Source organism: Acinetobacter sp. UBA6720, assembly GCF_002454215.1.
GTDB lineage: Bacteria > Pseudomonadota > Gammaproteobacteria > Pseudomonadales > Moraxellaceae > Acinetobacter.
The window spans coordinates 1-8,711 of the sequence record NZ_DKIK01000170.1 but is presented as its reverse complement, the minus strand read 5'-3'; the positions used below and the strand labels follow the sequence as shown (position 1 = coordinate 8,711).

Below are 8,711 nucleotides of genomic sequence, written 5' to 3'. Positions count from 1 at the left end.
CCTGACCATATTTATTACAGTTTTTGTCCTGAACTAAAAACTGATGGTAAAACAGCTGCTGGAACACCAGTACATGTTCAATTTTTGGGAAATAATCCTGAAATGCTCGCAGCCAATGCTGCTAAAGTCGTTGAACTCGGTGCTCCTGCAATTGATCTAAATTTTGGATGTCCAGCTAAAACAGTCAATCGCCATCGCGGCGGTTCAGTTTTATTAGATGAACCTGAAACGGTACATCTCTTAGTCAAAGCTGTTCGTGATGCTGTACCTAAACATATTCCAGTTTCAGCAAAAATGCGACTCGGTTATTTAGATGAAAATCATACACTCGATAATGCACATGCTATTGAAGATGCCGGTGCTAGTTGGCTCACAGTTCATGCTCGAACAAAAGCCGATGGCTATACACCTCCTGCCTATTGGGAAAAAATCCAGCCGATTACTGAAGCATTGAAAATCAATGTCATTGCCAACGGTGAAATCTGGAATAATGCTGATGCCAAAGCATGTTTAGAACAATCAAATTGTCAGGATTTGATGATAGGACGTGGCGCTGTTACAACTCCAGATTTGACACTCTGTATCCGTGAAAATAGCGACCAAGCAATTTTAACATGGCAAGAATTAGTCGTATTACAACAACGTTTTTTAAGCGGACAATTCAAAACTGAAATTGGAATGATTGGTCGTTACAAGCAATGGTTAGGTATGATGACTAAAGCCTATCCAGAGGCCCAAGAGCTTTGGGATCAGGTAAAAAAACTAAAACAATTGGATGAAATTTTAAAAAATTTAACTCGCTAATTATGCAGATCAAGTTGCTGCTGGGCTTTCTTTTCCCACCATTCTAGCATATCTTCATTTTTAACCTGACGGTAAATATCCTCAACTGAAACAGTTAAATCAATTGAATGAAAGGTAATATCATCGCCTAAATAATAAACCGACTGTTGCCAAAGATTATCTTGATCTCGTGACCAAAATTCAATTTCGACAAAGTCCTGCTCAATCATGACATATTCTTTTAAGGTGGGAATTTGGAAATAGGCTAAACGTTTGTCTGTTTTATCGCGCTGACGAGTGGATTTTGATAAAACTTCAACGATAATACTTGGTTTTTCAACAAAGTAGTCCGTCTCTTCATTGCTACAATCCACCATGACATCTGGATAAAAGTATTTTTTATCAATTTTAACTTTCATATCTGAAGCATAAGGTTGACATGGCTTGTCTAATAAATGATTCGCAAATATTCGAAAGACTTCACCCGTGATTTGATTATGATATTTATGTGCTCCTACCATCGCATAGACTTCACCATCAATATATTCATGGCGAATTTCAGATAACAATTCGCCGTTTAAATATTCTTGCTCACTGATCAAGTCATATTTTTTCGCAAATGACATGTTCATTTCCTGTGAATCCGTACCATGAAATAACATATAGCATTTTTCAGCCATAAAAAAAAGCGACCGAAGTCGCTTTGGAAAATGGTGAATGAAAACTTACATACCACTGACACGCATTTTTAAATTCGTTGCAGAAACACCTGCAGCACCAATATTTCCAATAGAACCATTTTGCACACCATTAAAAATACTCGAATTCAAACTACCTGCTGGAATAGTGTCTCCTAACCAAACATTATTTAAGTTCAAATTTAGTTTATCTGAAGTGCCTGTATTACCAAATACCACAGCGCCAGGAATACTACCTGCGCCAGCTTCAATACCTGCATAGAAGCCATTCAAAGAGAAACCGTTAGCATCTTTGCCAGACATTTGTAAATCAAATTTAGCTCCTGTCGTTCCCGAAACTAAATTAAATGAACACCCACTTGGCTGAGAAGTAGTCGAAGCACAAACCGAATCAACTGCGCCACCAAACATGACTAAATGACCTTGTGGTGAAGATCCTAATTGAATATTCATACGCGGTTTATTATTGGCCACAAACTTAACATCAATATTATTACTCACACGCAATAATTCTTTAATATTTGAAGATTTAAGGGTTGTACCTGTACTAAAAATAGAGTGCTGTGTGTAGGTTGATCCCACCAAAGTAGAGATAGCATGTTTGGTAGAATCGCCAGGATCATATTGGTCTGGTGTCAAATAAACCGAGAATGGACGAATACGCATACCGTTTACCCCATTGCCAAAAGACAATGCGATATTGGTAAATGCACCGCCATTGGCAGCTTCCCCTGCGTCGGAGTCAATGCTCATGTTTAACAGCTGAGCTGGATTGTGCACAATGCTGCCATCGGCATTGAAAGTTTGCACAAAGTCGACACCAATGGTTGGCGATGCAGCACCTTGGGTAGCCGCCATGACTAAGGCCGCTTTAGATGTTAAGGCTACGGTAGAACCCAAAGCGGTTGTTGTAAAACCATCTGTGTCAATAATTGCGGCCTGGTTAAAATCAACCTTAGAAATATCGACGCTCAAGCTAATACCATCTTGACCCGTCGTGGCAGAAAGACTTTTATCATCTAGAGGTTGCATTGCCATCGCCATAGGGGAGAGCAATAAAAGCGATAAACATCCTAGTTTTTTGTTTTTTAGCATTGCCCTAATCCGTAGACAAATGTTTAAAATATGACCTGTAGTCTAGCATAGTTCAAGTCGATGGCAACTTTAAAAAGATAAATGGCTTTAAGTTTAGTTCAAACACCCTCACTCTTTATATTCCATGCATTTGAAAATCCCCACGCATGGAAAAGCAATTTAGTGTGGGGTAATATTAAAGTTACTGGTAATTTTACCACCTGTAAAGACCATTTCACCCAACCGTTGTGCATTGCCTGGAACCCCTCCTGTCGCTGGGTATAAATTAAAATCTTTAATTCGCAACACACCTGCGGCATCTTTATTTGGGTTAATAGTAAAGGCGGTATTAAAATCGACATTGTCCTTGTGGATTTTAATTTGGTTGCTAAAACCAAGCTTCCCTGTAATATTGTCTAAACCAATAATAGAACCGTCAACAGGCTCTACTATTTGCACCGCGCCGCTGGTTAAATTTAAATTACCATCGAAACTAATAAAGTTGCTTTCAGCGGTTGTGCCACCTGGCACCATGGTCATGTCAACACTGCCTGCCATGCGTAAACGCAAGCCAAATAAGACATCTTTAGTTGTTAAAAAACCATCAATTGGGGCATATTTCGCTGTTCCACCTAGTGAGGTTTTATATTGTGAGCCTGGCAAATAACCCACCGCAACCTGACCTGCCGCAGCAAACATAAAGTCTGGAATGTTTAGGTTTAACGACCCATTTTCCATACCTATGCTACCGTAGCCTTTTAACAGCATGTCGATATTACGCACGCCAATATAATAGTTAATTGGGTCACCTGTAGAGCTTGCCTGTCTCACATTGTTTGCATCTAAGGCCGTACCGTACTTCTTACCATCAATCAATAAAATTGAAGTTGTTTTACTACCATCTGCACTGACGCCTTGAGTCGTCATACCAAGTGCAAAACCAAGGCGTTGTGCATTTTCAACCGCTGCTGAACCGTAAGGCTTACCTGTGAAGGTTGTGCCATAAATTGCGAGATTACTGTTGAGGTTATAAAACGGCAGTCCCAAGCCCCATGTTCCTGTTGTTGCCTGAGTGCTTGATGGGTCATTGCTTAGGTCGCCATCATTATAAATCTTTTGATCGGCAATAAACTCAGTATGGCGTGATAAAGCCTGAAACTCTGTTCCTCGTGTCGCAACAACCACAGCATTCGGGTTAGCCCCTGTAGCACTATGCACAAGCTGCTTATAATCATCCGATGTTGTCAGCTTTCCAGCTAGAAATGGTGCTGCATTTAACGCCGAGTTTTCTGGCAAAGCCAAGCGTTTGGTGTTGGCAAGGTTGACATACACATTGCCCGAATCGAAATAAGCAGCATCTGGGTTGAAAGCCCCACCATTATTCTGTTTACGAATCAGCAAGGGACTAAAATTGCTAAATTGTAATGCATAGGCATTGTCACCGCCATGACCAAGCTCTAACGTAGTTGGGTTACTGACGTCATTGGTAAAGTCGGCTTTTACTCGCATGGCAATGCCCGAACTGCCCATAATATTTACCGAACCTGAATCTGGCGTAAAGGTACTATTTCCTGCCGAATATGCTTTACCTAAAATGGCACCATTGGTATCTGTAGCACCGTTAGTCCCTCGAATGGTTAAACTGGCATTTTTTAAGCGACCTGATGCCCCAACACGAATCATACCCGAAGTGTTATCTACGTTATAAGTCGTTTTACCATTGATATTGCCTGAGTTTTTCTTTGCAACAAAGTCAATATTTAGACCTGGTTTTGAGTTCCATGCTTTCAATCCATCGGTCGCACATGATGCGGCATCTGTACAAACGCGATTTAAATCAAAATAACCTGATGTACCCGTACCTGAACCTGGCTCTGTACTTAAAACAAGGCCTTTGATTGGGTCAACATACATATAACCCTGACCTTTCACATTGAAGTTAAAGCCTTTCAAAATAAGTTGGTTAATGGTTGAAGAAAGCGGCTGAGTGCTGTTTTCTAAATTACTCAAATAAATATTGACATCGACCCATGAAATTTCAGCACTAGATAAGCTGGTCGGGCTAAACAAACCATCTTGAGTAATAAAATGCAGAGTTGCGTCTTTAGTCGATTGCACAGTTAAGCCAAATGGACTTTGACCACAATTTGCACCTGTATTATCACAAATTTTAAAGGCATCTGCGGCAATGGTGCCATAGCGTGAGACAATGCTTAAGTCCACACCTGCTTTTCCTGTGCCTGTGTCTGAACCTGCATTGATTTTATACGTTGTGCCAATATGATCTGTTGGACTATTTTTGGTAATCGAGATGCCATCGGCATAAGCACGTAAAGCTGTATCCGACCCAGTCGACATACCCACTTTATCTTCCCAATACAGGCGGTCGATGTTTAGACTGTCGTATTGAGTATCCAACATAATACCGTCTTGCGCATTGACCGCACGTAAGTCTTGCTCGTTCAGTGCCTGCATGGCATAAACGGAGCTTTGTGCTGCACATAAACTCATCGCCAAAGCAGTCAGGCGAAATACAGGCAGTTGGCGGTTTTTGTTATTTTTCATTTCTATCCTCCATGAATCGAATTGAATTAGCAACGTTTCATTGATCCATCACAACTAAACACTTTTAAGTTACCTTGTAATGCCAAATTGCCATTCATCATCATTCCCATAAAACCTGTTTCACGACCTTGGTCATAAACCGAAGTTGTGACCTTAATATTTGTACCTGCTGTAGCACCGTACTTATCGGCATTTAAATAACCTGGAACATTTCCTGCCCCTTCATTTGCAACCGTATCGGTTTCAATCGACAGAGCATTAAACCCAAAGTTGCGAATTTTAATTGGGTTAGCCGCTTTAAATGATACTTGCAAGGCCGCTTTAATTTGGTCGGGTATACCCGTCATATTTGCATCGGAACTATACAATAAGTCTGTACCATCGATATCGACTTTTTGCAGTTGAATACTCCCCTGTATGCCTTTAAATACAATCCATTGTTTACGACCTGTTGCTGTAATAACATTGCCGTTTTTGTCATGAATCGTTTCCATGTTGGTTATAGGGTCTCTAGTCACATAAGAACCATCGTCATAACGGTTATTTGAAGAAACGGCAAAACGACAAAAGCGCAAGTCTGCACAGGTGTCGGTATCAAATGTATAAACACCAGAACCAGCTGTGGTTTCTTTTTGGTTCAGCCGCAAAGTCCAATCAATAGTCGCCGCACTCGCCTGCCCTTCAACCTGTTGTAACTGCTGATTATTTAAACTTTGCAATTCTGCATGGGCAGCACCAAACACCAACAACAAAGCAGAAAACAATATATTTTTTTTCATGGTTTTCTCCTTATAGTCCTTTGGTGGTGATTTTCATGTGTTGGATGAGCATACCGTCAATGACGGCAGAACCGAGGTTGACTGTAGAAAAAGTAGGTTGCGCAACAGTCGGTAATGCGGGTGTAGCCGCCTGATTAGCCATCACATTCGCACGTGTGGTACTTCCCTGACTCTGGAGCCAACTATCGAGACCCGCATTATCCGCAGTACTCCAAGACAAGCCTTTCATATCCGCTACAGTCCAGTTACGGTTGGCTGTGGTGCCGTAGTAGGTACAGTCATTATTTCCACATAAACTTCCACCACCACCAGCCTCGTTATGCACCCAATTGTTACCCAGACCATTTGCGGTAGGATAGTCATAATTCGCAGATAGAGAACAACAATTATAGACCGCATCCCGAACACCGGTAAGCGCGCTCACAACGTTCCCGTTGTATGACCACTGATTCGCTGTACCAGTTTTGTCGCCACTTGAAAAGTCTCTATATTTCCATGTCGTATCAGCGTTATTCGTCCGCTGTATCCAGCGAGCCTGCGTTACGTTTGCCGTGGTGGTGTTCGAGCCAGTATTTGTTAAAGTCTGTCCCTGTACAGCCATTAAGCTCCCAAATGACACACCCACCGAATCTGCCCCTTTATAGGCTTCAAGACTTAATGGTTTAGTGGCAGTCGCTGCTGTGTAATCCACAGAACCAATGCTGATACTGCTATGTGTGGCATTTACACTGTTGCCATTGCCTGCCCCTCCGCACCAGTACACGCTACAAGTTCCGCCTTTATATGATGCATCGGTACCTGTATAGTCGGTATAAATTTGCTTATAGACATTCGGCGAGTTAGGAATGCGCGTAAGCTCTATAGCTAAATTTTTACCGTCGTCTGCCACACCGAACACCAGCGGTTGCCACTGTGAGCCTATTACAAGGTTGATATTCGGTTTATATAAAAACAAACCTTCAGTGTCCGCAAAGGTCGGCATGGCCCCACCATTGATGGCTGGAGTAGATAATAAACCTTGTGTTGTGCCCTTTTCCTGTGTGCTCAGGCGTATTACATTATTATCCAACCCACTCGCACTTGACCATGTCGATGACTTAGTCACCGTACGTGTTTTACTATCTGTACGGCTACCTGTTTGCACCATATATTGACAGCCAGCCTGACCAAAGTTCGTACTTACCGTCACACTACTACTATTATTACAATTCCCACTAGTTTGTGAGTTACTCAATGTGGAATTCCAACCACCATGCAATAGTGTCCAAGCAGCTACTGTTCCCGTATTGCTTACCGTGTTATCAGTTTCCGATTCACTATTCACAGGTCCTCTTACCGCTGCTGCATTACCACTATTAATGCGAGCGGTCAGTGCTAAGCCTAGCGTATTATTATAACTTGAGTAATTCGGACCCAAACCAGTTGCAGTTTCTGCCCCGCCCAAGGTTTGGAAAATTTTAAGATTGGTTCCATTTAAACTCACGCCATTGATAATCGCCTGTAAACGTAGGCGATTCGCACGATTTGCACCGTTTAAATCGAACTGATCACCTGTGGCAGTAAGGTTTTCCACTTTACTCGGGTCACGTACAAAAGCATCTGCCCATGTTCCAAGTTTAAGGTCATAACTGTTCGGGTCAGTGGGCAACAAGGCACCAGAAGCATTGACCAAATTAGTCTGTAATGGGGCTTCAACGGTTAAAATACTTAAAGGGCTATTAACACCTGCAAAGTTCGGCGTGGTCACGGTATTGACACTAATTAACCACGGATTATCTGCTGTGCCTATATTGACAGTATTGCCACTAAACTGTTTTGTGGAATCGCCGTCATTTCCTGAAATTGACAGACCATATAACCATACATCCGCTTTACCGATTTTTGTCGTTGGGTGCGCAACATTATAATCATCAATGGTTTGACTGAGTGGCCCCACAGGAATAATTCGCGTATATCCTGTACCTGCGGAGTCATCGGCACCTTTGTACTGCATACTAAAATCACTAAGTGTAAATGCGATACCTTCGCCTGTGACATCTTTTAAGCTCTGATCATCCAGTGCTTCAAGCGCAAAAGCTGAACTTGACAAAACTGGAGTAGATGTTGCTATAAGTATACCGATTGACAATGCCAGCCTGTGCTTGATTATTTTTTTTACTTTATCATTTTGCACCATGGTTGTTCCCTCCTTAATTTAGCAAATCCTTGCCTGCAACCCACTACTTTTAAAACCAAAAACTCTTAAAATACAATGTTTTAGCAGAACTTTAAACCGCCATAGCAGTTAGGAGCAAAAGACTGTGCACCTAGTTGTAAATTACTCAATGGAAAATCTACATTAGTACCTGCAATATTCACAATACCTACTGGCAAATCCCCCCCAAAGCAATTCGGCTGACCGAAAGCCCTACATTCGATTGGGTCTTTATATAACGCACAGTTAATACCCGGCGTAGTTGTACTCGCACACCCCTCTGGGCCTAAGGCTTGGCTAAGCACAGCATCAGTAATAGGAACAGCTGAAGCAGGTGAAATACTCCCAATATCAATTTGATCCTCAAATGCCATCCACCATCCTCTCATGGCATCGCCAGCAGCACCAGGCCAACGTAATGTTTGACCCTGCACAGACATTGAAAAAGAATTTCCACTGATTGGTAACTTATGAATAAAGCCAAGACTTTGCACAATAGGAACTGTAGCCGTTAAACCTGTAATTGTTCCTGTAACATTTTTTTCTAAAGGAACACTAGCGTCTGTTGACATTTACTGTTCATAATTAAACCTATAAAGGTAGCCATAAAAATATACA

The 8,711-nt window shown here is 41.8% G+C and carries 7 protein-coding genes; 1 reads left to right on the top strand and 6 read right to left on the bottom strand.

The window, feature by feature from the left end; all coding sequences use genetic code 11:
• Window positions 1-804, top strand: an 804-nt coding sequence (locus B4F08_RS14410; RefSeq protein WP_291374946.1) for a tRNA dihydrouridine synthase, incomplete at its 5' end; no start/stop codon positions are given.
• Here the strand turns inward: B4F08_RS14410 and B4F08_RS14405 are convergent.
• From B4F08_RS14405 to B4F08_RS14380, 6 genes are all read right to left on the bottom strand, one after another.
• Window positions 801-1,409, bottom strand: a complete 609-nt coding sequence (locus tag B4F08_RS14405; protein ID WP_039047434.1) for a Uma2 family endonuclease — start codon at window positions 1,407-1,409, stop codon at window positions 801-803. The two genes, B4F08_RS14410 and B4F08_RS14405, sit on opposite strands and share 4 nt — an antisense overlap.
• A gap of 99 nt (window positions 1,410-1,508) precedes the next feature.
• The gene (locus B4F08_RS14400) at window positions 1,509-2,576 is read right to left on the bottom strand and encodes a DUF6160 family protein (RefSeq protein WP_039047433.1); all 1,068 of its coding nucleotides are present in this window, start codon (window positions 2,574-2,576) and stop codon (window positions 1,509-1,511) included.
• A gap of 159 nt (window positions 2,577-2,735) precedes the next feature.
• The gene (locus tag B4F08_RS14395; protein WP_039047432.1) at window positions 2,736-5,120 is read right to left on the bottom strand and encodes a DUF6160 family protein; all 2,385 of its coding nucleotides are present in this window, start codon (window positions 5,118-5,120) and stop codon (window positions 2,736-2,738) included.
• 26 nt (window positions 5,121-5,146) lie between these two features.
• Complete coding sequence (locus B4F08_RS14390; protein WP_039047431.1) at window positions 5,147-5,899, bottom strand: hypothetical protein; 753 nt, start codon at window positions 5,897-5,899, stop codon at window positions 5,147-5,149.
• Window positions 5,900-5,909: 10 nt separating this feature from the next.
• Window positions 5,910-7,988: a hypothetical protein gene (locus B4F08_RS14385; RefSeq protein ID WP_291374939.1), complete on the bottom strand. Its 2,079-nt coding sequence runs from the start codon at window positions 7,986-7,988 to the stop codon at window positions 5,910-5,912.
• A 167-nt stretch (window positions 7,989-8,155) separates the two neighbouring features.
• On the bottom strand, window positions 8,156-8,665 hold the full coding sequence (locus B4F08_RS14380; protein WP_291374937.1) for a hypothetical protein: 510 nt from the start codon (window positions 8,663-8,665) through the stop codon (window positions 8,156-8,158).
• Window positions 8,666-8,711: the final 46 nt, after the last annotated feature.